Annotated in this window: 25 protein-coding genes and 1 pseudogene; 16 read left to right on the plus strand and 10 right to left on the minus strand. The window is 71.4% G+C overall.

The window, feature by feature from the left end:
• Positions 1-38: 38 nt before the first annotated feature.
• Complete coding sequence (locus tag ACP7TJ_RS31965) at positions 39-233, plus strand: antitoxin (RefSeq protein WP_427767198.1); 195 nt, start codon at positions 39-41, stop codon at positions 231-233.
• A gap of 48 nt (positions 234-281) precedes the next feature.
• On the opposite strand, the gene ACP7TJ_RS31970 is transcribed toward ACP7TJ_RS31965, so the two are convergent.
• From ACP7TJ_RS31970 to ACP7TJ_RS31980, 3 genes are all read right to left on the minus strand, one after another.
• A complete protein-coding gene (locus ACP7TJ_RS31970; protein ID WP_427767201.1) occupies positions 282-977 on the minus strand; it encodes an enterobactin synthetase in 696 nt (231 codons plus the stop codon).
• Between the two features lie 391 nt (positions 978-1,368).
• Positions 1,369-2,853, minus strand: coding sequence for a class I adenylate-forming enzyme family protein (locus tag ACP7TJ_RS31975; RefSeq protein WP_427767204.1), 1,485 nt, complete (start codon positions 2,851-2,853; stop codon positions 1,369-1,371).
• Positions 2,853-3,101 (minus strand): acyl carrier protein, encoded by a 249-nt coding sequence (locus ACP7TJ_RS31980; protein ID WP_093766589.1) that lies wholly within the window; start codon positions 3,099-3,101, stop codon positions 2,853-2,855. The genes ACP7TJ_RS31975 and ACP7TJ_RS31980 overlap by 1 nt, the downstream gene beginning before the upstream one ends.
• Before the next feature lie 323 nt (positions 3,102-3,424).
• Between ACP7TJ_RS31980 and paaA the strand changes: the two genes are divergently transcribed.
• From paaA to ACP7TJ_RS32025, 9 genes are read left to right on the plus strand one after another with little or no spacing between them, the layout of a single operon-like run.
• Positions 3,425-4,456: a 1,2-phenylacetyl-CoA epoxidase subunit PaaA gene (paaA, locus tag ACP7TJ_RS31985; protein WP_427767208.1), complete on the plus strand. Its 1,032-nt coding sequence runs from the start codon at positions 3,425-3,427 to the stop codon at positions 4,454-4,456.
• Positions 4,453-4,764 carry a 1,2-phenylacetyl-CoA epoxidase subunit PaaB gene (gene paaB / locus ACP7TJ_RS31990; RefSeq protein WP_058915296.1) on the plus strand — a complete coding sequence of 104 codons (312 nt, stop codon included), beginning with the start codon at positions 4,453-4,455 and terminating at the stop codon, positions 4,762-4,764. Before paaA ends, paaB begins: the two co-directional genes overlap by 4 nt.
• Positions 4,765-4,774: 10 nt before the next feature.
• A complete protein-coding gene (gene paaC / locus ACP7TJ_RS31995; RefSeq protein ID WP_404715428.1) occupies positions 4,775-5,566 on the plus strand; it encodes a 1,2-phenylacetyl-CoA epoxidase subunit PaaC in 792 nt (263 codons plus the stop codon).
• Complete coding sequence (gene paaD, locus ACP7TJ_RS32000; RefSeq protein WP_367544213.1) at positions 5,563-6,075, plus strand: 1,2-phenylacetyl-CoA epoxidase subunit PaaD; 513 nt, start codon at positions 5,563-5,565, stop codon at positions 6,073-6,075. The genes paaC and paaD overlap by 4 nt, the downstream gene beginning before the upstream one ends.
• Positions 6,076-6,083: 8 nt before the next feature.
• Complete coding sequence (locus ACP7TJ_RS32005; protein ID WP_427767213.1) at positions 6,084-7,211, plus strand: 2Fe-2S iron-sulfur cluster-binding protein; 1,128 nt, start codon at positions 6,084-6,086, stop codon at positions 7,209-7,211.
• A 40-nt stretch (positions 7,212-7,251) separates the two neighbouring features.
• The gene (locus tag ACP7TJ_RS32010; RefSeq protein ID WP_403160076.1) at positions 7,252-8,028 is read left to right on the plus strand and encodes an SDR family oxidoreductase; all 777 of its coding nucleotides are present in this window, start codon (positions 7,252-7,254) and stop codon (positions 8,026-8,028) included.
• A gap of 25 nt (positions 8,029-8,053) precedes the next feature.
• On the plus strand, positions 8,054-8,902 hold the full coding sequence (locus tag ACP7TJ_RS32015) for a tryptophan 2,3-dioxygenase (RefSeq protein ID WP_093766594.1): 849 nt from the start codon (positions 8,054-8,056) through the stop codon (positions 8,900-8,902).
• Positions 8,892-9,740 (plus strand): alpha/beta hydrolase family protein, encoded by an 849-nt coding sequence (locus tag ACP7TJ_RS32020; RefSeq protein WP_401540820.1) that lies wholly within the window; start codon positions 8,892-8,894, stop codon positions 9,738-9,740. Before ACP7TJ_RS32015 ends, ACP7TJ_RS32020 begins: the two co-directional genes overlap by 11 nt.
• The gene (locus tag ACP7TJ_RS32025) at positions 9,737-10,996 is read left to right on the plus strand and encodes a kynureninase (protein WP_401540817.1); all 1,260 of its coding nucleotides are present in this window, start codon (positions 9,737-9,739) and stop codon (positions 10,994-10,996) included. Before ACP7TJ_RS32020 ends, ACP7TJ_RS32025 begins: the two co-directional genes overlap by 4 nt.
• Before the next feature lie 461 nt (positions 10,997-11,457).
• Here the strand turns inward: ACP7TJ_RS32025 and ACP7TJ_RS32030 are convergent, their stop codons facing one another.
• From ACP7TJ_RS32030 to ACP7TJ_RS32050, 5 genes and pseudogenes are all read right to left on the minus strand, one after another.
• Positions 11,458-12,393 carry an SDR family oxidoreductase gene (locus tag ACP7TJ_RS32030; RefSeq protein ID WP_354792573.1) on the minus strand — a complete coding sequence of 312 codons (936 nt, stop codon included), beginning with the start codon at positions 12,391-12,393 and terminating at the stop codon, positions 11,458-11,460.
• A 535-nt stretch (positions 12,394-12,928) separates the two neighbouring features.
• Positions 12,929-13,588 (minus strand): 4'-phosphopantetheinyl transferase family protein, encoded by a 660-nt coding sequence (locus tag ACP7TJ_RS32035; RefSeq protein ID WP_427767534.1) that lies wholly within the window; start codon positions 13,586-13,588, stop codon positions 12,929-12,931.
• 36 nt (positions 13,589-13,624) lie between these two features.
• A pseudogene (locus tag ACP7TJ_RS32040) lies at positions 13,625-14,404 on the minus strand (IS5 family transposase); the annotation flags it as partial.
• A 97-nt stretch (positions 14,405-14,501) separates the two neighbouring features.
• Positions 14,502-14,990, minus strand: a complete 489-nt coding sequence (locus tag ACP7TJ_RS32045; protein WP_176710784.1) for a hypothetical protein — start codon at positions 14,988-14,990, stop codon at positions 14,502-14,504.
• Between the two features lie 263 nt (positions 14,991-15,253).
• Positions 15,254-15,796 carry a hypothetical protein gene (locus ACP7TJ_RS32050; protein WP_176710785.1) on the minus strand — a complete coding sequence of 181 codons (543 nt, stop codon included), beginning with the start codon at positions 15,794-15,796 and terminating at the stop codon, positions 15,254-15,256.
• Between the two features lie 549 nt (positions 15,797-16,345).
• On the opposite strand from ACP7TJ_RS32050, the gene ACP7TJ_RS32055 reads away from it, so the two are divergent.
• Positions 16,346-16,987 (plus strand): fascin domain-containing protein, encoded by a 642-nt coding sequence (locus ACP7TJ_RS32055; RefSeq protein WP_367544224.1) that lies wholly within the window; start codon positions 16,346-16,348, stop codon positions 16,985-16,987.
• 310 nt (positions 16,988-17,297) lie between these two features.
• On the opposite strand, the gene ACP7TJ_RS32060 is transcribed toward ACP7TJ_RS32055, so the two are convergent.
• Both ACP7TJ_RS32060 and ACP7TJ_RS32065 read right to left on the minus strand, forming a co-directional pair.
• The gene (locus ACP7TJ_RS32060) at positions 17,298-17,474 is read right to left on the minus strand and encodes a hypothetical protein (RefSeq protein WP_380800564.1); all 177 of its coding nucleotides are present in this window, start codon (positions 17,472-17,474) and stop codon (positions 17,298-17,300) included.
• Between the two features lie 303 nt (positions 17,475-17,777).
• Complete coding sequence (locus tag ACP7TJ_RS32065) at positions 17,778-18,389, minus strand: TetR/AcrR family transcriptional regulator (protein ID WP_367544228.1); 612 nt, start codon at positions 18,387-18,389, stop codon at positions 17,778-17,780.
• A 105-nt stretch (positions 18,390-18,494) separates the two neighbouring features.
• Here ACP7TJ_RS32065 and ACP7TJ_RS32070 point away from each other — a divergent pair, with 105 nt between their 5' ends.
• From ACP7TJ_RS32070 to ACP7TJ_RS32090, 5 genes are all read left to right on the plus strand, one after another.
• The gene (locus tag ACP7TJ_RS32070) at positions 18,495-19,262 is read left to right on the plus strand and encodes an SDR family NAD(P)-dependent oxidoreductase (RefSeq protein ID WP_427767223.1); all 768 of its coding nucleotides are present in this window, start codon (positions 18,495-18,497) and stop codon (positions 19,260-19,262) included.
• 67 nt (positions 19,263-19,329) lie between these two features.
• A protein-coding gene (locus tag ACP7TJ_RS32075; protein ID WP_385997844.1) for an IS5 family transposase occupies positions 19,330-20,210 on the plus strand; the annotation gives its coding sequence in 2 pieces (ribosomal slippage) (positions 19,330-19,693 and positions 19,693-20,210; 882 coding nt in all).
• Positions 20,211-20,273: 63 nt separating this feature from the next.
• Positions 20,274-20,540, plus strand: coding sequence for a hypothetical protein (locus ACP7TJ_RS32080; protein WP_367544257.1), 267 nt, complete (start codon positions 20,274-20,276; stop codon positions 20,538-20,540).
• Positions 20,541-20,816: 276 nt separating this feature from the next.
• Positions 20,817-21,152 (plus strand): hypothetical protein, encoded by a 336-nt coding sequence (locus ACP7TJ_RS32085; RefSeq protein WP_427761563.1) that lies wholly within the window; start codon positions 20,817-20,819, stop codon positions 21,150-21,152.
• Between the two features lie 30 nt (positions 21,153-21,182).
• Positions 21,183-22,000 (plus strand): IS5 family transposase gene (locus tag ACP7TJ_RS32090; protein ID WP_427767226.1). Its coding sequence is split into 2 segments (ribosomal slippage): positions 21,183-21,534 and positions 21,534-22,000, totalling 819 coding nucleotides; the frame shifts between segments, so codons are not numbered across the junction.
• Positions 22,001-22,210: the final 210 nt, after the last annotated feature.

Below are 22,210 nucleotides of genomic sequence, written 5' to 3' on the forward strand. Positions count from 1 at the left end.
GGTACGACCCCCACACTCACCTCCCGGAGGTACCCCCCATGGGCAAGCTGGGCGACATGATGAACAAGGCCAAGCAGATGACCAAGGGCCACCCCGACCAGGCGGACAAGGGCGTCTCGCGCGCTGAGCGCATGGTCGACGAGCGAACGGGCGACAAGTACGACGCCAAGACCGACAAGGCGGCCGACGCCGCGCGGCGTTCCTACCGGGACGGCGGCACGCCGGAGCGCTGAACCGACCCGCCGCCCGCCTCCGGTGCGCCGGGGACGGGCGGCGTCCGCTCAGTCGCGGGTGCCGGCCCGGCCGGTGACGTAGCTGAACACTCCCGCGCCGACGCGCACGACCCGCACCCGCACGGCGTGGGCGGGACCGTCGCGCAGGCACACACGCAGACCGTCCCGGCAGGGCGAGACCCGCAACTCCCGCAGACTCCCCGCCGGACCCTCCCGGCCCTCAGCCGTCATCACAGTGAGGGCCTTCCACGCCGCCTCCTTGGCGGAGAACAACGCCGTCACCGACCAGACCGCGCCCGCACCGGGCCGCAGCCTTGTGCCGGTGAGCAGGGACTCCTCGTCCTCGCACAGCACCAGGCGGGCCGCTTCGCGGGGAAGGGGCCGCAGCTCCAGGTCGCAGCCGACCGGCAGATCCCGTCCGGGGGCGGCGGCCACGGCGACGGCGATCCCGGCACTGTGCGAGATCGACGCGGCCCGCCCCGGCGGGAACACCGGCAGACGCCCCCTCCGAGGGATCTCCCCGCAGTCCAGCCCCACCGCACGCAGGGCCCGCCGGGCGGCTCGCCGGCCGGCCAGGAACTCCAGCCGCCGCCGCGGCGGCATCACCGCGGCGGCGGCCGCCTCGGCCGGCCCGGCCGGTTCCTGACCCGGCTCCGACACGGCGGCCACGCCCAGCCCGAGCCCGGCAGCAGCCAGAAGCGGCCCGAGCGCCACCAGGCGCCCCACGACCGGTGCTGTCCCCACGGGCCCCACACCGACCCGAACCCACGAAGCGGCCGTCCACACGACTTCCTCATCGGCCTGCGCCGACCACACGGCTTCCGCACGTACCCGGGCCGCCCGCGAGGGCATCACATCGGCCTGCGCCCGCCACGCGGGTTCTTCCCCGGCCCCAGCCGCCCTGGACTCCGCACCTGCCTGATCTGTCCCCGCCGGGGATCCGGCCGCCGGTTTCCCCTCGCCCTGCGCCGTCCGCCAGGACCCCGCGTCGGTCCCGGCCGACCCGCCGCGCTCCGCTCCGGTTCGCCCGGGCCGTGTGCGTACAGCAGCGACCCGGGTCGGCCACGACGGAGACGTCGTGGCCGACCCGGGTCGCATCGGGCTCCCGGTCATCGCCGTTCGCCACCGCACGCGCTCACGCCCGCAGCAGCTTCTTGATGATCTTCCCGGCGGGGTTGCGCGGCACCTGCTCGATGAACTCGACCCGGCGCGGCCGCTTGTACGGCGCCAGCAGCCCCGCGACATGCGCGAGCAGCTCCGCCGTGCCCGGCTCCGCGCCGGCCTCCAGGGCGACGTACGCCAGCGGCACCTCGCCGTAGTCCTCGTCGGGCATGCCGACGACCGCCGCGTCCCGGACCGCCGGGTGGGTCATCAGAGCGCGCTCGATCTCCGAGGGGTAGACGTTCTGGCCCGCCCGGATGATCACGTCCTTGGTGCGGTCCACCAGGCTGATGCGGCCCTCCTCGTCCATGAAGCCGAGGTCGCCCGTCCTGATCCAGCCGTTCCAGGTGATCTCCCGCGTGGCCTCCGGATCGTTCCAGTAGCCCTGCATGACACCCGGCCCGCGCACCACGATCTCGCCGATCTCGCCGGGCGGCAGTTCCCGCCCGGTCTCGTCCACCGCGCGGGCGGACATGCCCGGCACGACCCGCCCGCACGGGATGCGGGCGGCGACGTCCCCGGGTGCGGGGTGCTCGTCGGGACCGAGCGTGACGAACGGGCCGCCCACCTCGGTCATGCCGTACACCTGCCGGAAGCCGCACCCGAGCCGTGCCACCGCGTCGGCGTAGACGTCGAGCGGCATCGGGGCCGCCCCGTACAGCACCTCCCGCAGGGAGGACAGGTCGGTGCGCAGGGACGCCTTCGCCTGAAGCATGAAGCGCAGCATCTGCGGCACCAGCCACATGTGGGTCGCGCGGTGCGCCTCCACCGCGGACAGCGCCCGCTGCGGCGTGAACCCGGGCATCAGCACGACCGTCGCGCCGGCCGCCAGATAGGTCAGGGAGACGACCATGCTGCCGTGGTACAGCGGGCAGCAGTTGACCATGACGATGTCGTCCGTGGGGCGGGCCATCACCAGCCAGCCGAGCGCGATGGCGCGGAACGACGCGCTGTCGACGGTCACCCCCTTGGCCTGCCCGGTGGTCGCCGAGGTGTGCAGCACGGCGATCGGGTCCGTGTCGGCGACGTCCGGCAGGTCCCGCTCGGCGGCCAGCGTGCCCAGTGCCGCGAAGGCGGGCTTGTCGAAGGCCACCCGGAGCCGCACCGAGGACGGCAACCCGGTGTGCCGGTCCAGCAGCTCGGACTCACCGAGGACGGCCACCGCGCCGACGCGCTCGACGATCCCGGCGACCTCGGGCTCGGCCAGACTGTGGTTCAGCGGCACGAACAGCGCGCCGAGCCGGGCCAGCGCGAAGTAGCTCTCCAGGACCTCGATCCGGTCCTTGGACAGCACGGCCACCCGGTCGCCGCGCCGGATCCCCAAGTCTGCCAAGCCGCAAGCGAGTTGCAGCGTACGATCATGCAGCTCGGCCCAGGTGACGCTGCGTTCCTCGTCCACCAGCGCGGTCCGGCCGGGCCGGCACTGGCGGTTGCGCTCCAGCAGTTGCGTCAGCCACATCACACACCGCCGCTCGCCCTGGCGGCCGTGCGCTCGGCCACGAAACGCTCGTAGTCGCCGATCGTGCGCAACTCCTCCATGTCCTCGGCGGTGATCTCGACGCCGAGCCGCTGCTCGACCAGCAGGACGAGACGCACCAGGTCCCCGGAGTCGATGCCGCTGGCGGCCAGGTCGGCGTCGTCGCCGATCCGGTCGGCGTACTCGACGGTGCCGGTGAGTTCGACCAGCAACTCCCTGATGGTGCTCATGGTTTCCCCTTTCGCCCCGGCGTGCCGGCCGCCGCGGTCCACGACTGTCACCCCGTCAAGAGGCGGCTGCGGCCGATCCCACTCCCCGCGCCTTCCCGTGAGCTTTGTCACGCGCCCGAACCTGACGCGGCGGGGATAGCCGGGCCCCGGCCCCGGCCTCTTACCGCAACGAAGCAACCCGCTCCGCCCGGCCCCGCGGTGGGCGGTTCCCCAGCCGAAGGAGTGATGCGCGTGCCCAGGCAGCCGGTACGGGTCCAGGTCCCGGGACGGTGCCCGCAGCACGGCACCGCAGCGACGGTCACCGGACACCCGGGCGGTGCCCGGTGACCGCGCCGACCACCACCCCCGCCACCGCGGACGGCGCGGCCGCCCCGGACGAGGACGAGCTGCTCGCCCACTTCGACGCGCTCATCGCCGACGGCGAGACGATCGAACCGCGCGACCGGATGCCCGACGGCTACCGCCGCATGCTGGTCCGCCAGATCGCCCAGCACGCCCACTCCGAGATCATCGGCATGCAGCCCGAGGGCGCCTGGCTCACCCGCGCCCCCTCCCTGCACCGCAAGTCGGTCCTGCTCGCCAAGGTGCAGGACGAGGCGGGCCACGGCCTGTACCTGTACTCCGCCGCCGAGACGCTCGGCGTGGACCGCGCCGACCTGCTGGACGCCCTGCACCACGGCCGCCAGCGCGCCTCGGCCACCTTCAACCACCCCGCGCTGACCTGGGCGGACACCGGGGCCATCGCCTGGCTGACGGACGGCGCGGCCGTCATCAACCAGGCACCCCTGTGCCGCACCTCCTACGGCCCCTACGCGCGTGCCATGCGCCGCGTCTGCCAGGAGGAGGCCTTCCACGTGCGGCAGGGCTACGACCTGATGCGCGCCCTGTGCGAGGGCACCCCGAAGCAGAAGGAGATGGCGCAGGACGCGGTGAACCGCTGGTGGCTGCCGGCGGTGGCGCTGATGTTCGGACCGCCCGACACCGAGGCGGGCGGCGCCGACGCGCGGACCGCCGCGCTGGGAGCGGCGGTCTCCCGCCGCGCGATGGCCTGGGGCATCAAACGCCACACCAACGACGAGCTGCGCCAGCGTTTCGTCGACACCTGCGTCCCGCAGGCCGAGCGACTCGGCCTGACGCTGCCCGACCCGGCGATCCGCTGGAACGAGGAGCGCGGCCACTACGACTTCACGCCAGTCGACTGGGACACCTACCGCCGCGCCCTCGGCGACGACACGCACTGGGCGCGGCAGCGCATCGCCCACCGCCTGGCCGCGCACGAGGACGGCGCCTGGGTCCGGGAGGCCGCCGTCGCGTACGCCGCGAGGACGGACGAGCCGGCGGGAGCGGCGGCATGAGCGCGGCTCGGGAAGGCGCGCCGGCGTCCTGGGAGGTGTTCCTGCGGGCCCGCAGGGGCCTGGCCCATCAGCACGTCGGGTCGGTGCGCGCCGCAGGCCCGGACGCGGCCCTGGCCGCCGCCCGCGATCTGTACACCCGGCGCGGCGAGCCCCTGTCGCTGTGGGTGGTCCGCTCCGACGCCCTGCACACGGCCTCCCCGGACGAACGCGACCCGTACTTCGCGGGCGCCCGCCACAAGCCGTACCGCTACCCCGAGCACTACGCGCCGCTGACCGAGAAAGGCCCCGAAGGTGAGCACCACGAGTGACGTCACGGCGGTGCGACCCGGCTCCCCGCCGGGCGAGCCGCCGTCCGCCGCCGATTGCGACCTCGCCCGGCACCTGACGCGCCTCGGCGACGACGCCCTCGTCCTCGCGCAGCGGCTGTGCCAGTGGATCACCCGCGCGCCGACCATCGACGAGGACCTGGCCCTGTCCAACATCGCCCTCGACCTCATCGGTCACGCCCGCACGCTCCTCTCCCGCGCCGGGCGCCTCGACGGGACCGGCCGCAGCGAGGACGACCTTGCCTACACCCGCTCGGAGCGCGAGTTCACCAACGCCCTGCTGACCGAACTCCCCAACGGGGACTTCGCCGTGACCGTGGCCCGGCAACTCGCCTACACCCACTACGCCTTCCTCCACTACGAGACCCTGGCCCACAGCGCCGACCCCGAACTCGCCGCGTTCGGCGTCCGGGCCGCCAAGGAGGTCGCCTTCCACCGGCTGCACGCCGACCGCTGGACGGTGACGCTGGGACGCGGCACGCCGGAGAGCACCCGCCGCATGCAGCGGGCCCTGGAACGGGTGTGGCCCTACACCGGCGAACTCTTCGAGGAGAACGACGCCCTGCGCCGCCTGGCCGCATCCGGCACCGTGCCCTCACCGGCGGCGCTGCACGACACCTGGCTCGCCCGCGTCACCGAGGTCGTCACCGAGGCGGGACTCGCCGTGCCCGCTCCCGGATGGGCGGCCACCGGCGGCCGCTCGGGCCTGCACACCGAGGAGTTCGGCCCGCTGATCGCCGAACTGCAGTCCGTACGGCGACAGTTTCCCGGAGGCACCTGGTGAGCGGGCACGCACCGGTCACGGCCCGCCTCTGTGCCGAGGAGGTGCGCGAGCGGGTGGCCGCGCTGCCCGACCCGGAACTGCCGGTGATCGGCCTCGGCGACCTCGGCGTGGTGCACTCCGTCGCTCCCGGCGCCGACGGCGTGCTGGAGGTGGAGATCACTCCCACCTACCTGGGCTGCCCCGCGCTGCCCGAGATCACCGCGGCGGTGCGGGAGGTCCTGACCGCTTGCGGTCACCCCGACGGCCGCGTCCTGCACGTCCTCACGCCCGCCTGGACGACGGACCGCATCACTCCCGAAGGGCGCCGCGCCCTCGCCGCGCACGGCATCGCCCCACCCGTGTCCCCGGCGCCCGACGGCCCGGTCCCCGTCGCCCTGGGCGCGGTGCCCTGCCCGCACTGCGGCTCGACGGCCACCCGGCCGCACAGCGCCTTCGGGCCGTCCCGCTGCCAGTCGGTGCTGTGGTGCACGGCGTGCCGCGAGCCCTTCCCCCACCTGACCGCGCTGTGAGGCACACCGTGAACACCACATCGCCCCTCCGCGACCAGGCGCCGGCCGGTTCCCGCCGCCGCACCGGCCGGCACACACTCGACGTCACCGAGGTCCGGCACCTGACCGCCGACACGGTCGCCGTCACCCTCCACGTACCCGCCGACCTGCGCGACGTCTTCGCCCACCACCCCGGCCAGCACGTCGTCGTCCGTCACCGCCGGGACGGTACCGAACTGCGCCGCAGCTACTCGATCTGCCCGCCACCGCACACACCCGGGGCGCTCCGTCTGGTGATCAAGAGGTCCGGTCCCGGCGGCTTCGGCGATCACGCCACCACCCGGCTCGCACCGGGCGCCCGTCTCGAACTCTCCCCGCCCGCCGGTAACTTCGCCCTGTCGGAGCTGCCGGGCGCCCACCACGTCCTCCTCGCCGGCGGCACCGGCATCACCCCGCTGGCCCCGATGGCCGTCCACGCCCTACGCCGGGACCCGGCCTGCCGTGTCAGTCTCGTGCACTCGGTCCGCACCTCCGCCGACGCCGTGCTGGCCGACGAACTGGCAGAGATCAAGGACGAGTTCCTGGACCGCTTCACCGTCCTGTACGTGCTGACCCGGGAGGACCGGGGGAGCGGGAGCGGGCCGCTCGCCCGGCGGCTGGACGCGTCCGGGGTGCGCCGGCTGCTGGCGGCCGTGGACGCCCGCCCGGGCCCGGACACCACGTTCGCCCTGTGCGGACCGCCCGGCCTCGTCGCCACCGCCCGGCGCGTCCTGGCCGATGCGGGAGCCGACCCGTCGCTCGTCCGCTGGGAGCTGTTCACGGCCGACGGCACGCAGCCGGCGCCGCCGGAGCATGCCGGGCGGGCACCCGGGGCGGGGGAGTACCGGGTCACCGCCCTGCTCGGCGGGCGCCGCCGGGCCGCCACCGTGCTGCCGGACGACCCGGCCCTGCTCGACGCACTGCTGCGCAGCCACCCCGACGTGCCGTACGCCTGCCGTGAGGGCGTCTGCGGCAGTTGCCGCGCGAAGGTCCTGTCCGGGCAGGTGACGGCGGACGGCGAGCACGCCCTGGACGAACGGGACCGCGCCGCCGGCTACACCCTCGTCTGCCGCGCCAGACCCCGCACCCCCGAGCTCACCCTCGACTTCGACGCCTGACCCCGCCCGCCCCGCCAACCCTCAGCGAAGGAGACCCACGATGACCGCCACCGACCGCCACGCGGGAAAGACCGCCCTGGTCACCGGAGGCAGCCGCGGCATCGGCCGAGCCATCAGCCACCGCCTCGCCCGCGAGGGCGCCCTCGTGGCGGTCCACTACGGCCACGATCTGACGGCCGCCGAGCGGACCGTCAAGGAGATCCAGGCCGACGGCGGCCGCGCCTTCCCCGTACACGCCGAACTCGGCGTCCCCGGCGACGCCGACACCCTGTGGGCCGCCTTCGACGAGGCCCTGGCGGAGCTGGATGCCCCGGCCGGCCTGGACATCCTCGTCAACAACGCGGGCATCACCGTCCCCCGCCCCATCGCCCAGGTGACCGAAGCCGACTACGACCGCGTCTTCGCCGTCAACGCCAAGGCGCCGTTCTTCATCATCCAGCGCGGACTGGACCGCCTCCGGGACGGCGGCAGGATCATCAACATCTCGTCCGTCGCGACCCGTATCGCCTTCCCGCCGATCGTCTCCTACACCATGACCAAGGCCGCCCTGGACTACCTCACCCTCTCCCTGGCCCAGGAACTCGGTCCCCGGGGCATCACCGTCAACGCCGTCGCGCCCGGTTACACCGAGACGGAGATCAACCCCACCCTCGCCGTCCCGGAGATCCGCCGCCGCTACTCCGAGGCCTCCACGTTCGGCCGGCTCGGCGACCCGGCGGACATCGCGGACGTCGTCTCCTTCGTGGCGAGCGACGACGCCCGCTGGGTGACCGGCCAGTGGATCGACGCCTCCGGTGGCGCCCACCTCGGTGTGTGACCCGTCCGCACCTCTAGGAGAAGTGATGAACGACCGCACGACCACCCTCGACGGGCCGGCCACGGACGACACCCTGACCCGCCCCTTCGAGGGCGCCAGCCCCTACGACACGTACGTGCACGCGTCCGTCCTCAACACACTGCAGCACCCGCTCACCGAGGCCCCGGACGAGATGGGCTTCCTCGTCACCACCCAGGTGATGGAACTCTGGTTCACCCTCGTCGTGCACGAGTGGCGCACCGCCAAGGTCGCCTTCGCCAAGGACGACCTGCCCGCCGCCATGGACGCGCTGGTGCGCAGCCGCCGCGCGCTGACCGCCCTGGGCGGCGCCTGGGCGCCCATCGCCGCCCTGACCCCCGCCCAGTTCAACGGCTTCCGTGCCGCGTTCGGCCGGGCGTCGGGCTTCCAGTCGGCGATGTACCGGCACATGGAGTTCCTCCTCGGCGACAAGTCCGCCGGACTGCTGCGCGCCCACCGCGGCGACCCGGCCGTCCACGAGGCGCTCGCCGAGACCTACCGCGAACCGTCCCTGTACGACGAGGTGCTGGCCTACCTCCACCGCCAGGGCCTGCCCGTCCCGCACCACGTCCGCGAACGGGACGTGACCCGCCCCTACGACAGCGACCCCGGCGTGGCGGAGACCTGGCGGCACGTCTACGCCGGACCGCAGCACCACCCCCACCTCGCACTCGGCGAACTGCTCACCGACATCGCCGAACTCGTCACCCGCTGGCGCTTCGACCACGTCCTGGTGGTCCGCCGAGCCATGGGAGCCAAACCCGGCAGCGCCGGATCGGCCGGGCTCGCCTGGCTGGAGCAGCGGGCGGCCCGGCCGGTCTTCCCCGAACTGTGGGAGGTGCGCGGTGACGTCTAGGACGATCTCCGCCTTCGCGGCCGAGGAGGAGCAGCGGGTCCTGAGCCTGAAGCCGGTCCTGGCACCGGTGCACGGCCGCTACGGGGACCACCCCCACCAGTCCTACGACGCCTGGCCGTCCGAGGACCCCGACGCCCCGCTGGTGATCCTGCTGCACGGCGGCTACTGGCGCTACGACCGGATGCACCTGACCCCGTTCGCGGCCTGGCTCTCCACCCAGGGCTTCAGCGTGCTGCTCCCGGGCTTCCGCCGGTCCGGCGGCGCGGGCGGATATCCCGAGACCTTCGACGACGTCGCCCGCATCGTGGACACGCTGCCCGAGGGGCGGCCCTACGTCCTGGCCGGCCACTGCTCCGGCGGGCACCTGGCCCTGTGGTGCGCCGCCCGCGGCCTGCTGCCGCCCCGCTCCCGCTGGCACACCCGCACCCTGCCGACGAGCGTGCTCGCCCTCGCACCGATCACCGACCTCACCGCCACCCGCCGCGACCGCCTCAGCAATGACGCCGCCCTGCAACTGCTCGGCGGCGAAGCGCACTTCACCGAGCGGCTGGCCGAGGTCGACCCCCTCACCCTGCTGCGCGACGCCGGGACCACCGGTGTCCCCACGGTGCTGCTGCACGGCGCCGCCGACGAGGAGGTCCCGCTCACCCAGTTCAGCGACTACGCGGCCGTGCACCGGGACCTCAGGACGGTCGTCCTGCCCGGCACCGGCCACTACACCCTCATCGAACCCGGAGCACCCGGCGCCCACGCGGTCGCCGACACCCTCCGGGACATGGCGGCCGCCTTCAGCCCGGCGGGCGCCGGCCGCGCGGGCGAGGAGGCCCCACACCGATGACCACCGCACTCCCGGGGGCCGTCGCCCTGCGCGAGCAGGCCGCACGGCTCGACGCCGACGACCCCCTGGCCCCCGTCCGCGAACGTTTCCTGCTCCCACCGGACGTCGTCTACCTCGACGGCAATTCCCTGGGCCCGCTGCCCGCCGCCGTGCCGGCGGCCCTGGACGACGTCGTACGGCGCCAGTGGGGCGCCGCGCTCATCGGCTCCTGGAACACGGCCGGCTGGTGGCAGGCGCCACTGCGCGTGGGCGACGCCATCGGCACACTCATCGGGGCCGCGCCGGGGCAGACGGTCGCGGGCGACTCCACCAGCGTGCAGTTGTTCACCGCGCTCGACGCCGCCGCCGCGCTCCGCCCGGACCGCCCGCTGCTGGTCACCGACCCCGGGCACTTCCCCACCGACCGCTACCTCGCCGAGGCCGTCGCCCGCCGCCGCGACCTGGAGGTACGGCACGTCCCCCCGGCGGACCTCCCGCGCTTCCTCGCCGCCGAGGGCGAGCGGGTCGCCGTCGTCAGCTACTCGCCCGTCGACTTCCGCACCGGCGAGCTGTACGACATGGGGGCCCTGACCCGGGCCGCTCACGAGGCGGGCGCCCTCGCACTGTGGGATCTGTGCCACGCCGCCGGCGCCCTGCCCCTCGAGGTCGACGCCCTCGGCGTGGACCTGGCGGTCGGCTGCGGCTACAAGTTCCTCTCCGGCGGCCCGGGCGCCCCCGCCTTCCTCTACGTGGCACAGCGCCACCACGCCGCGCTGGAGACGCCCCTGCCCGGCTGGACCGGCCACGCCGACCCCTTCGCCCTGGCGCGGGACTACACCCCCGCGCCCGGCATCGCCCGCGCCCGCATCGGCACCCCGCCGATCCTGTCCCTGCTCGCCCTCGAAGCGGCCCTCACCGCCTTCGACGGCGTCGACCTGCACCAGGTCCGCGCCAAGAGCCTGTCCCTGACGGGCTTCCTCCTGCGCTGCGCGGAGGAACTCCTCGCGCCCCTGGGCTTCACCTCGGTCACCCCGTCCGACCCCGGGCGCCGCGGCAGCCAGGTCACCCTGCGCCACCCCCACGCCCACGGACTGGCCGTCGCCCTGGCCGGGCGCGGTGTCGTGGCCGACATGCGCGCGCCCGACCTGCTCCGCTTCGGCGTCAACGCCCTGTTCACCAGCCACAGGGACCTGCTCACCGCCGCTTCGCGCCTGCGCGACCTCACCGTGGAGGGCGCGTACGACCCGGCCCCTCCCAGCGCGGGACCGGTGACCTGAGCGGGCCGTCAGGGGGCGGCTGCCGCGACGTCACGGCAGGGCGGACGGACGGAAGCTCCGCTCGCGGCGGGGTGCGGTAGCGGGGAAGCGCCGGCGGCCCGAGCCCGCCGTAAGCAGGTTGGTGCGGCATCGGCGACAAGGCAGTCCGGACCGGAATGATCACGGCCGAAGCCGTCGAGGCCCGACGCGACGAACTGGCCCAGACCGACGGGCCGGAACCCGTGGACCAGTACGTCGGCCTCATGCGCCGCGCGGCGGCCGGCCCGGGCATCGGATACCTGGTGATCGCCGCGACGCGGGCCCCGGCGTCCACCCCTGAGCCCGCCCGGCGCACGCTGGCAGCCCGGCACCCTTCCGTCACAAGGGGTTGCCGGTCATCGGGCTGAGGGCACCGCGCCCCGAGCTTGAGCCCCGAACGGACCGGTACGCGACCGCAGTCAGCGCCCGCCCGGGCAGTGCGGTCACCGATACCCGGACGGGTCGGCAGGCTTCCCCGCTTCCTGCACCTCCACCAGATAACGCCAGCAGTCGGGACGCGAGCCGTCGAGGTCGGTGAAGCCGTACTCCTGAGCGAGCTGCCCACTGGAAACCGACTGGCCGTTCCAGCGCCCGACATGCGCGTCACCCGCCAGCGCCGCGACCGCGCGCCCCACGTACGAGGGGCTTTCCGAGATGCAGAAGTGCGGCACCTCGGTCAGCGCGTCGCGCCAGTTCTCCTCCGTGACACCGAGCGTCTCGAGCATCATCTCCGAACGCATCCAGCCCGGCGTGAGCGTCACCGCCGTGCCGCCGTACGGCTCCAGCTCGTGGGCCAGCACGTACCCCATGCGCAGCACGCTGTTCTTGACCAGGTCGTAGAAGTACGAGTTGCGGTAGTGGCTGCCGTTGTACGCCGCCGTCCCATCGGTCATCTCCACCACGAGTCCGCCGGGCCGACGCACCAGCAGGGGCAGGAGGAAGTGGCTGGAGATCGCATGGGTGTCCACCCCGAGCCGCATCAGCCGCAGCCCTGCGTCAAGGTCGTGCTCCCACACCTTCTTGTCGAACTCGAACAGTCGCTCACCTCCCCAGACATCGTTGACCAGTACGTCGAGCCGCCCCTGCTCGGTGTCGACGCGTTCGGCGAGCGCGCGGACCTGCTCGGGCACCAAGTGGTCGGTCGGCACCGCGATCCCGGTTCCGCCCGCCTCCGTGACCAGCTCCGCGGTCTCCTCGATCGTCTCGGACCGGTTGTACTCCGAGCGACGTTCCCGAGTCGTACGGCCGGTGACGTAGACCGTCGCCCCCGCCGCGCCCAGCTGGACGGCGATGGCTCGTCCGGCTCCCCGCGTGGCACCCGCGACCAGCGCGATCTTCCCCCGAAGGTCCGGAGCCGGCGTGTCGGGTGTGCGTTCCATGGAGGTCCCTCATCTGTTCGTGCGTTCCTGACCCGCGTCCGTCCTCGGCACGGGCTCTTCCACTCCATGATCACGTCTTAACCCGACATCCTCCGTCCTGATTTCCGGCCGCCCCCGGGCCCGAATGGGACGAACAGCTCCCCACAGGTATCGCCGGCCGAACACCAGCCGGCACAGCCGCTTGGCGCGGGTGAGCTCCTGACGCCGTATCGTCGTACGGGGGCCACCTCCAGCAGCAGGCGCGGTCCCGGCACGAGCCCTGCGGCGACCCGCAGGGTGACGGTGTGCAGCAGATGCTCCACCAGGCCCCGTCGTACGTCGCCCTCACTGGTGGACTGGTGGTACGCAACCGGCACGAAGCAGTTACGGGTACACGCCCTGACGACTCATCTGGAAGCGGGCGGGCCCTCCGTACAGCCGCTGCTCGGGGTGAGAGCGGGAGTGAGGTCGGCTGGGACCGCTCACGAATCCGCAGGTCGCTGTTCGCGGAACTCCTCACATCCGGCGCGCTCCGTGGGCTCGCACGGGATTTTCCTCAGGTGTGCGGAACCGCTACGGCCGTGGCGATCAGGCCCAGTGCCATCGTCCATCGGCCTTCGAAGTGGTCGAGGCGGCGGCCGCCCACTCGGGGACCGGGAACCAGGAGCGCCGCGCGAAAGCGGCCGTCCTCGGACAATTCGATGTCGGCTTCCTTGAAGTCGAGCCACTCTTGGGTGAGGGGGAACCACGTCTTGTAGACGGATTCCTTGGCGCTGAACAGCAGCCGGTCCCAGTGCACGTCGGGGCGCCGGTCGGAGAGCCGCCGCAGCCGGTCCGCCTCGGCCGGTAGGGCCACCACCGGCAGTACCTCGTCGGGCAGCGGCTGGTGCACCTCGGCGTCTATGCCGAGCGAGGCCAGATCCGCCGTGCGGGCAAGCGCGGCGGCGCAGTAGTCGTCACAGTGGGTCATGCTGCCGACCAGCCCGGCCGGCCATCTAGGGGCGCCATGCTCCCCCGACAGGACCGGCTGCGGCGGCACACCGAGCTTCTCCATGGCGCGCCGGGCGCAGGAACGCACGACGGCGAACTCCCGTCGCCGTTTGGCGACCGCCCGTGTCATGAGCGCCGCTTCCTCGGGGAAGAGCGCGAGGTCCGCGTCGTTCTGGCCGGAGGCCTCCACCGTAACGACGGCCGAAGGCAGCAGTTGCTCGATCACTTGGGGCAGGATACGTCGCAAGCCCATTGCAGACGTGAGGAGGCTGCAGACCAGTTCGAGCAGCCCCAGACGGAGATCGGCGTGGCGTTCGCAGCGGGCGCGGATCCGTTTGCACTGGTGCAGCCATCCGAATGTGGCTCGACCACCCAGCGGACCCGGCCAGTCCGGAGCCGTGGGCGACGTTCCGTCGGTTGATCACGGGTTTGACGCCACGTTTCCACAGCGAACGGCGGTACTTGTTGACGTCGTAGTCCCGGTCGGCCTACAGACGCCGTGGCTTGCGGCGAGGGCGCCCCTGAGCTCCTCGAATCGGCGGGACCGCGTGGAGCGGGGACAGGAGCTGGGTGATGTCGTGTCGGTTGCCGCCGGTGAGCGTGACGGTGAGTGGGGTGCAATGGCGGTCGACGATCAGGTGGTGCTTGGAGCTGGGACGGGCGCGGCCGACGGGCGAGGGCCCAACGTGGTCCCCCGCTCTGAGTGCTCAGACGTGCGATCCGTCCACAGAGCAGTTACCCAGGTCAAGCAGGTCGGCGCGGCGAAGCTCGGGCAGCAGGGCGGCGTGCAGGCGTGGCCAGACGTCGGCCTCGGTCCACTCCCGCAGCCGGTGCGCCAGGCAGCCACGCCGGAACAGCTCACGGCCTCCGCCGGGATGTCCCGCCAGGCGACACCGGTCCGCAGCACGAACAGGACACCGGCGAGTGCTGCTCGGTCAGGAACACGCAACCACCCGAGATGCCGGTGGCGTCGTGCGGGAGCGGGCGGCAGCAACGGGGCCACCCGCTCCCACAGGTCGTCCGGAACAAGATCAGCACGCACCCGGATGCCTTCCCGACCAAGATCGTCGAGTGCTAGACCGGCGGCATCTCATCGTGATGTGAGCCCAGGGTCTGACGTCGTTCGCCAGATCGAGCGCTCAGCCTGAGCAGCCCTCCAGCGGAAGGGGGTCCCGGAAGTAATGCGACTCCAACCACTCCTCCTTCACGAAGAGCGGACGTGTCAGGCGCGTTGCCCCGACCTGCTGCGAGCGCAACAGAACCCCGAGATCAGCCAGGGAAAGCGAGTCATCAGGTGTGTAGAGCAAACAGTTCCCATGCTCCGCAGCGTGGTCCAGCAGAAACTGCTGGCCCTGCTCCGGATCGCTTCCGGCCAGCGGGAAGCCAGACAGGAAGACCTGAGGACCGATGACCGCATCCAGCGCGACACAGGCGAGCGTGCCCGCGTCGTAGAACGCCTTCACCCCGTCCGGGAAGTCCTCCTGCACATACGGACCGCCAACCCGTTCCTGCGGTCCAGGGACCAAAAGTGCCTGGGCGACCTCGGTTGGAGACATCCCGAACTGCAACGGCCCCACACCGGCTCCCGACCGCAGCTCCCAGCACTCCCGCTCCGCATTCACGCCCATCCATCCACTCCTCCATTCCAACCGGTCCGGACCTGCGCCGCATGCACAGGGCCATGGGCCAGGGTGCCGACTCAGCTGCACGAGTGCCGACCGAATTGCTGCTCTCGGCCAGAGTCATTCTGAAACGATCAGTTAAGCGCGCCCGGCGCACCGGGAGCGGTTCTCGACCGGGGTGTTCGCGGCGGTCTGAAGTCGGAGGGCGGCGGCCATGGCGCGGATGGTGCATGGCGGTCGCTGCTACCGTCCCGGGCGGCCGGCGGCGCTTACGAATCGGTTGGGGGTCCCGCTGGCCGGTTGCGTTGAAGGGGTTTACCTCCCCATAGATCGTCGCGGAAGGCGTTACGCACAGCGAATTCCGCATCTTCGAATTCTTCGAGCAGTCGATGCATCATGGCGTCGCCCGACGGCAGGTGCAGGTCTCTGCGGTCGGTGACCCGTGAGTGCAGCGCGTAGGCGGCGTTCACCAGGCCCAGCATGGCGTTCATCACGGGGTCTGCGGCGATACGCATAGTGAGGGTTGCTGCGACGTTGGCGAGGTCGACGTAGAGGGTGCGCACCTCGTTCGCATAGTCCGCGCTGATGTGCGGGGCTCTTCCAGCACGGCCTATGGCAGCGCGGAAGCGGAACATGGCACGGATGAAGTCGGCGTAGTCCTCGCTGCGAAGCTGCCAGGCGGCCTGCTTGCGTTGGGCTTCTGCGGTCTTCGCTACCTGGCGGAGTGCTACCCAACCAGCTATGCACCCCACTACAAGGGCAGACAGTGCACCGACCGCTGCGGCGTACAACGCTGCCTGTGTCTCTGTCACGACCTGATGATGGCAGGGTGCGAAGCGGTTCGTGGCGCGCTCGGTCAGGGATCCCATATGGAGGGGCTCCCGGGCCTGTCACCTGGTGTCCGCTTCCGCTGCCCCCGGGGGCTCCTATGTCTTTGGCCAAGGATTTGGCCTCACCTCGTGAATGTGTCGGCCCCGGTGTGTTCGTATCTGGTTGGTGTAGACGTCGCAATCCACACCGAACCCGGAAGGCCCTCACCCGTTCAAGACCCCTCGGCCGAGATCTGGCTCACCTGTCCACAATCTCCCCGCACAGATCGGTTCCGAATGCGACGGAGAACATCGCGTTTTATGTGCGTTAGCGGGGGGTTAAGGAAAAGAGAATGCCGCATGTTTTCCGTAATAACCCAGGGGTGAACTCATCAATCACTGTCGCCACTTATGTCATTCCCGCTACTCTGACGTAGCCGCCGTCCCGGGGGGGCTTGGCGGCGGTTGTCATGGGCGGGAGCGGCAGGTGGGAGCTATGGCCGCCGCGCCACGTCCGTTTTCACGAATGGTGGGGAATCAACTATGCGACGCATGACCACTGTCCTTCTGTCCCTCAGTGCCCTGGCGGCTACCTCGGCGATGGGCGCGCCCGCCGTGACGGCCGCCCCGCAGGCCGCCCCGGCCGCGGTGCCGGCCGGCTGGGAGAAGATCGACGACGCCGCCGAACTGGCGCGGATAACCGAGGAGTCGGGTGACGCGCAGACCGCGCGCGCAGCCGCCGCCCCGGAGCCCACCGCGCTGGCCGTGGAATCGGCCAGGAACAACAAGTTTGTCGCCACCGAGAAGACGTACGCCGCCCCGAACACCGGGGCGCTGCGCGCCCGTTCCGACGTCTACGGCGGTTCCTGGGAGGGCTTCACTTTCGAGTGGATCGGGGAGGAGAGCACCTTCGCCATGAAGTCCCAGGCTAACGGCCTCTACGTGGCTGTCGAGAAGAACTACACCGGCGCCTCGCAGAACCTGCTGCGTGCCCGTTCCACGAGCGCGGGCGGCTGGGAGCGGTTCGTCCTCTACTACAACGAGACTCTGGACCGCTTCGCCATCCAGTCCGAGCTGAACGGCCTGTTCGTCGCCATGGAGAACAGCTACACCGGCACGCTCCAATACGCCCTGCGCGCCCGCTCGGCCGACGTCTCCGGCTCGTGGGAAGAATTCAACCTGTACACGATCTGACTGGCCTGTAGGTCGCGGACGTCCCTGCCCGCCACGGCACCTGTTCCCAGGGCAGGGACGTCGTCATGTTGAAGTTTCTCCCTGAGCATGGATAGCGGGTGGTGACGCTGCGGGGGGTGAGAGCTCGTGCCGTCAGGGCTTGCCCGTGCCATTCTCTGTCTTCAGGATGCCGTGCCGTCGGCGGAGTTGGCTCCGGAAGCCGGCGAGTTCAGATCGACGCCGCTGCCGGAGGCGTTGGCGATGCCCTTGCGCAGTCGGAGGGTGGCGTCCGGGTCGGTCCGGTAGATCAGGTCGGCGACTCCGTCGCCCGTTACGTCCCGCCGGTGACGATGTCTCGTTCGTCCCAGAGGGCTGCCGTCAGCCGGGTCGCACTGCTGATGGTGGCTCCGTGGTATCCGATCAGCGCCCACAGATCCGTTCTGACCAGGGCGAAGAAGTCGGTCTTCCCGTCACCGGTGATGTCGCCCGCGGCCACGATCGGGTCCATGGACGCGGGTGACGGGGCGCCCGTCGGAAGAATGATCTCCCGGCGGGCCTGACCGTGCGACCGGCGCACCAGCCGTGCCGCCATCACGGAGGCCGGCCTCGCCGTGTGGAGACGCGCCAGTGAGACTCTCGAGCATGAACTCGACCACGCCTTCACCACCATGAAGTTCGACGAGCGGTACGCGCACGTGGCGTCTCGGCTGTGCCGCGTGGACGGGGAACCACCCGCTCTTTGAAAGCCGGCCGGTCGCCGCGACCCACCCGTGTGACATCGGCGGCCGGCACACCTTCCCGGTCCGGCGCTTCAGGAAGCGTCGGAAGGCGGCCAGACGGTCATGGCGAGCTCGGCCACGCGGCGCAGTTCCTGCGCGGTGGCGCCGTCACGGGCCTGCTGCGACATGCCCTGGACCACTGCGGCGAAATAGACGGCCAGGGCACGGGTGTCGGTGTCCTGGCCGAGTGAGCCCCGGCTCCGGGCGTCCTCCAGGCGGGTCTCGAAGGACCGTACGTTAGCTCTGCGGCGTTCACGCAGGTCCCGCTCGATGTCGGCGGTCTGTGTGGAGTAGTTGGTCGCGGCTGTGATGACCAGGCAGCCCGCGGGATGCCCGGGATCGGTATAGGCCAGGGCAGCCTCGTCCAGCATCCGCGCGAAGCCCCTGCGCGGGTCGCTCTCCTCGGTGAGCGCCTTGTCCATGAAGGCGCCGAACGTGCTGCCGTACCGCTCGACGACTTCGAGGAAGAGCGTGCGCTTGTCGCCGAAAGCCGCGTAGAGGCTCGGGGGCGAAATCCCCATCGCGGAGGTCAGGTCGGCGATGGACGTGCCCTCGAAGCCGTGCTGCCAGAACAGCGAAGTGGCCTGCGCGAGTGCCATGTCACGGTCGAAACCTCGTGGCCGGCCGCGCTTCGTCGTGGTCATGGACAAATTTTACAGCGATCGCTAAGAAAATGAAGTACCGTTTCTATAGTCAACGCTACAGAAGGTCTGTACGCGCAGCACACATACGCATCAGAAGGGGAGACCATGGGTGCGCTCACGGGCAGGACGGCACTGGTGACGGGAGGCAGCCGCGGCATCGGCCGGGCGATCGCCGAGCGGCTCGCCGCTGACGGCGCCACGGTGGCTGTGCACTACGGACGCAACGCCGCGGCCGCCGACGAGGTCGTCGAGGGCATCCGCGCCAAGGGCGGTACCGCCTTCACGGTCCACGCCGAGCTGGGAGTCGAGGGGGACGTGGCGACCCTCTGGGAGAGTTTCGACCGGCAGGTACGGCAACACGCCACCAGCACCGGCCTCGACATCCTCGTGAACAACGCCGGCGTCACCCCGCGCGGCGAGATCGACGAGACCACGGCCGAGGCCTTCGAGGAGGCCGTCGCCGTCAACATGCGCGCGCCGTTCTTCCTCACCCAGCAGGGGCTGAAGCGGCTGCGCGACGGCGGGCGGATCGTCAACGTCTCTTCCGGCGCGACGCGGATCGCCCTGACCGACATCATCGCGTACGCCATGACCAAGGGGGCGATCGACGCCTTCAACCTCACCCTCGCCAAGGCCCTCGGCCCTCGCGGAATCACCGTGAACTCCGTCGCGCCCGGCATCATCGACACCGACATCAACGCCTCCTGGCTACGCGGCAACGAGGCCGCCGAACGATCCGCGGCCGAGCTCTCCGCCCTCGGCCGGGTGGGCCGCCCCGAGGACGTGGCCGACGTGGTGGCCTTCCTTGCCTCCGACGACGCCCGCTGGGTGACCGGGCAGGTCCTCGACGCCACCGGAGGTTCGCAGCTCTGACCGGCGGGCCCTAGGCACTGTCCGGCGGATCATGTGACTTTCCGACCGGTCGCTCGTTGGTTGGGTCATGGGTCGGGGGGATCTGACGAATCGCGAGTGGTCGCTGTTGGAGCCACATCTGCCGCCTGCGGGTGGCCGGGGCGGCCGGTGGAACGACCACCGCACGGTGGTCAACGGGATCCTGTTCCGGATCCGGACCGGTGTCCCCTGGCGTGATCTGCCGGAACGCTATGGCTCGTGGAAGACCGTCTACGAACGGCATCGCCGCTGGTCTGCGGACGGAACCTGGGACCGGATCCTGCAGTCGGTCCAGGCCGACGCCGACCTCGCAGGGCGGATCGACTGGTCGATGATCGGTGTCGACTCGACGTCCTGCCGGGCCCATCAGCACGCGGCCGGCACCCGCAAGATGCGACCGCGGGTCCCGAAATAAGGACGACGCCTCGGCACCACCGCCCCGACGAGGGACTCGGACGGTCCCGGGGCGGCCTGACCTGCAAGATCCACCTGGCCGGCGAAGGCGGCTGCCGCCCCATGGCCCTCTTGCTCACACCGGGCCAGTGGGGCGACGCTCCGCAACTGGTCGAGGTCCTGGACCAGATCCGGGTCCCCCGCCCACTGGGCGGCCGCCCCCGAACCAGGCCGGACCACGTCAGCGGCGACAAGGCATACAGCTCCCGCCGAAACCGCCGCTACCTGCGAAGACGCCACATCCGGCACACCATCCCGGAGCCGAAGGACCAGCGGGCCAACCGGCACCGCAGGGGCAGCGCAGGCGGCAGACCAACCGGCTTCGACCGCGACCACTACCGACACCGCAACGAGGTCGAGCGGACCATCAACCGGCTCAAGAACTCCCGCGCGGTCGCGACCCGCTACGACAAGAGGGCCTACGTCTTCCACGGCACAGTTACCACCGCTGCGATCCGGCTTTGGCTCCGTCAATGATCCGCCGGACAGAACCTAGCTCACCTGATTGCCGACCGTGGCTTTCCGCCCTGGGGCGTCGTCGTGGCCCGCGACAAGATGCTCCAAGGCGGCGGAGGCGTCGTCGCCTACCTGCCGCAGCAGGCCTACGACGAACTGCCCTCCTCCGTGCGGCACTGGGCTGTGCCGGTCCGTACGGACGGTACCTTCGGCGACTGGACTGACGAACCGGTGACTGTCTCGTGCCGGGAGCACCGCGACCTGCCGCCACTATGGACGGATACCGAGATCTGGCAGTGGAATGCAGCCGCCCACACCCTCGTCATGCACCCCACAGGCACCGTGGCCTGAACGGGGCCTCGGACCACGGGCAGCGGTCGCTGCGCCTGCCGTGTTGCTGAGTTTTGCCGCCGTGAGGGGGTCGCCGGGGTCCGGTGGGCGGAAGGGCGGCAGGTTTCCGGGGTGGCCGGGCGTGCCACGGCAGGTGGATCAGCGGTATTTCACGCGACCCGCGTGGACCCCGCGCCCTACGATCCCCGGGAGGGCCGGGTGAACGGGGGGGCGGGGGTGCGTGAGGACCTCAGGGGCGGGACAGCGGTAGCGGTGCGTCTGGCGGGAGGTGCGCCGTTGCGGGAGGTGTTGGGTGGCGCCGAGGCCGGTGACTGGCTTGTGCTGGATGCGGCAGTGCGGGGGGTGGCCTGGTGCCGGTCGCGGCTTCTGCCGGAGTGGGAGCACACCGATCCGCTGCCGGCCGAGTTGACGCATCTGGGTGAGTCTCGGCTCGCGCTCGCCTTGTGCCACCGGGACGGGCGGGTCCGCGAGGCGGCGGTGCGCCGGTCGGCGCGTTGCCCCGGTCTGCTGCCGCTGATCGTGATCCGCTGCGCCGACTGGGCCGAGCCGGTGCGTGAGCGCGCCCGCTGCGGCGGCGTAACTGGCTCTAACAAAAGCTGTTTGATCATGTGACTGTCTGCTTGATCGTTCGTTGATGTGGTCATGGGGAAGCGTCAGTCGCGGCCGTGGATCGTGTCGGACGAACTGTGGTCGCTCATCGAGCCGTTGCTGCCCGAGCCGCCGCCGAAGCAGGTAGAAGGCCGGCCGCGGGTGCCCGACCGCCAAGCGTTGTGCGGGATCCTGTTCGTCCTCCACACCGGCATTCAGTGGGAGTACCTGCCCCAGGAGCTCGGCTTCGGCTCGGGCATGACGTGCTGGCGGCGTCTGGCGGCCTGGAACGAGGCCGGAGTCTGGGAGAAGCTGCACCAGCTGCTGCTGAACAAGCTGCGGTCGAAGAACCAGCTGGACTGGTCCCGGGCGGTGATCGACTCATCCCACGTCCGGGCCGCACGCAGGGGCCCAAAAGCGGACCCAGCCCGGTCGACCGCGCACGGCCGGGCAGCAAGCACCACATCATCACCGACGGCCAGGGCATCCCGCTCGCGGTGTCGCTGACCGGCGGAAACCGCAACGACGTCACCCAACTCCTGCCGCTGCTGGACAAGATCCCGCCAGTGGCGGGAGCCGTGGGCCGGCCGCGCAGGCGGCCCGACATGCTCTTCGCGGACCGCGGCTACGACCACGACAAGTACCGCCGGCTTCTGCGGCAGCGCGGGATCCGCCCGGTGATCGCCGAGCGTGGCCAGCCGCACGGTACCGGTCTGGGCACCTTCCGCTGGGTCGTCGAACGGACGATCTCCTGGCTGCATGGCTTCCGCCGCCTACGCATCCGGTGGGAACGACGCGACGACATCCACGAGGCCTTCCTCGGACTCGCCGTCTGCCTGATCACCCACCGGCACGTCCAGAGGCTTTGTTAGGGCCAGTAAGCGGGAGGCTGGGCTGGACGGCTGAGTTCGCCTGGAAACGCGCCTCGGGAACGAGCGCCGAGAGCCACCGGCAACCAGCGCGTCCATCCCCTCCGGGGCTGTGAGAGCTGCCGGTCGGGTCTCGACACCAGCCCCGGTAGTGACGTAAGTGAGCCGTGGGCCGGATGCCGGTCAGTTGACGGAGGCTGTCGGTCCGGTGGC

This window comes from Streptomyces sp. DSM 41931 (assembly GCF_050271085.1).
In the GTDB taxonomy this organism is placed as follows: domain Bacteria; phylum Actinomycetota; class Actinomycetes; order Streptomycetales; family Streptomycetaceae; genus Streptomyces; species Streptomyces albogriseolus.

Bases quoted from the DNA above. Each gene is read 5' to 3' on its own strand.
- ACP7TJ_RS31965 (WP_427767198.1), top strand. From the start codon at position 39: ATGGGCAAGCTGGGCGACATGATGAACAAGGCCAAGCAGATGACCAAG.
- ACP7TJ_RS31975 (WP_427767204.1), bottom strand. From the start codon at position 2,853: ATGTGGCTGACGCAACTGCTGGAGCGCAACCGCCAGTGCCGGCCCGGC.
- ACP7TJ_RS31980 (WP_093766589.1), bottom strand. From the start codon at position 3,101: ATGAGCACCATCAGGGAGTTGCTGGTCGAACTCACCGGCACCGTCGAG.
- paaB (WP_058915296.1), top strand. From the start codon at position 4,453: ATGAGCGCGGCTCGGGAAGGCGCGCCGGCGTCCTGGGAGGTGTTCCTG.
- ACP7TJ_RS32010 (WP_403160076.1), top strand. From the start codon at position 7,252: ATGACCGCCACCGACCGCCACGCGGGAAAGACCGCCCTGGTCACCGGA.
- ACP7TJ_RS32015 (WP_093766594.1), top strand. From the start codon at position 8,054: ATGAACGACCGCACGACCACCCTCGACGGGCCGGCCACGGACGACACC.
- ACP7TJ_RS32025 (WP_401540817.1), top strand. From the start codon at position 9,737: ATGACCACCGCACTCCCGGGGGCCGTCGCCCTGCGCGAGCAGGCCGCA.
- ACP7TJ_RS32030 (WP_354792573.1), bottom strand. From the start codon at position 12,393: ATGGAACGCACACCCGACACGCCGGCTCCGGACCTTCGGGGGAAGATC.
- ACP7TJ_RS32045 (WP_176710784.1), bottom strand. From the start codon at position 14,990: ATGGGCGTGAATGCGGAGCGGGAGTGCTGGGAGCTGCGGTCGGGAGCC.
- ACP7TJ_RS32055 (WP_367544224.1), top strand. From the start codon at position 16,346: ATGACCACTGTCCTTCTGTCCCTCAGTGCCCTGGCGGCTACCTCGGCG.
- ACP7TJ_RS32060 (WP_380800564.1), bottom strand. From the start codon at position 17,474: ATGGACCCGATCGTGGCCGCGGGCGACATCACCGGTGACGGGAAGACC.
- ACP7TJ_RS32065 (WP_367544228.1), bottom strand. From the start codon at position 18,389: ATGACCACGACGAAGCGCGGCCGGCCACGAGGTTTCGACCGTGACATG.
- ACP7TJ_RS32070 (WP_427767223.1), top strand. From the start codon at position 18,495: ATGGGTGCGCTCACGGGCAGGACGGCACTGGTGACGGGAGGCAGCCGC.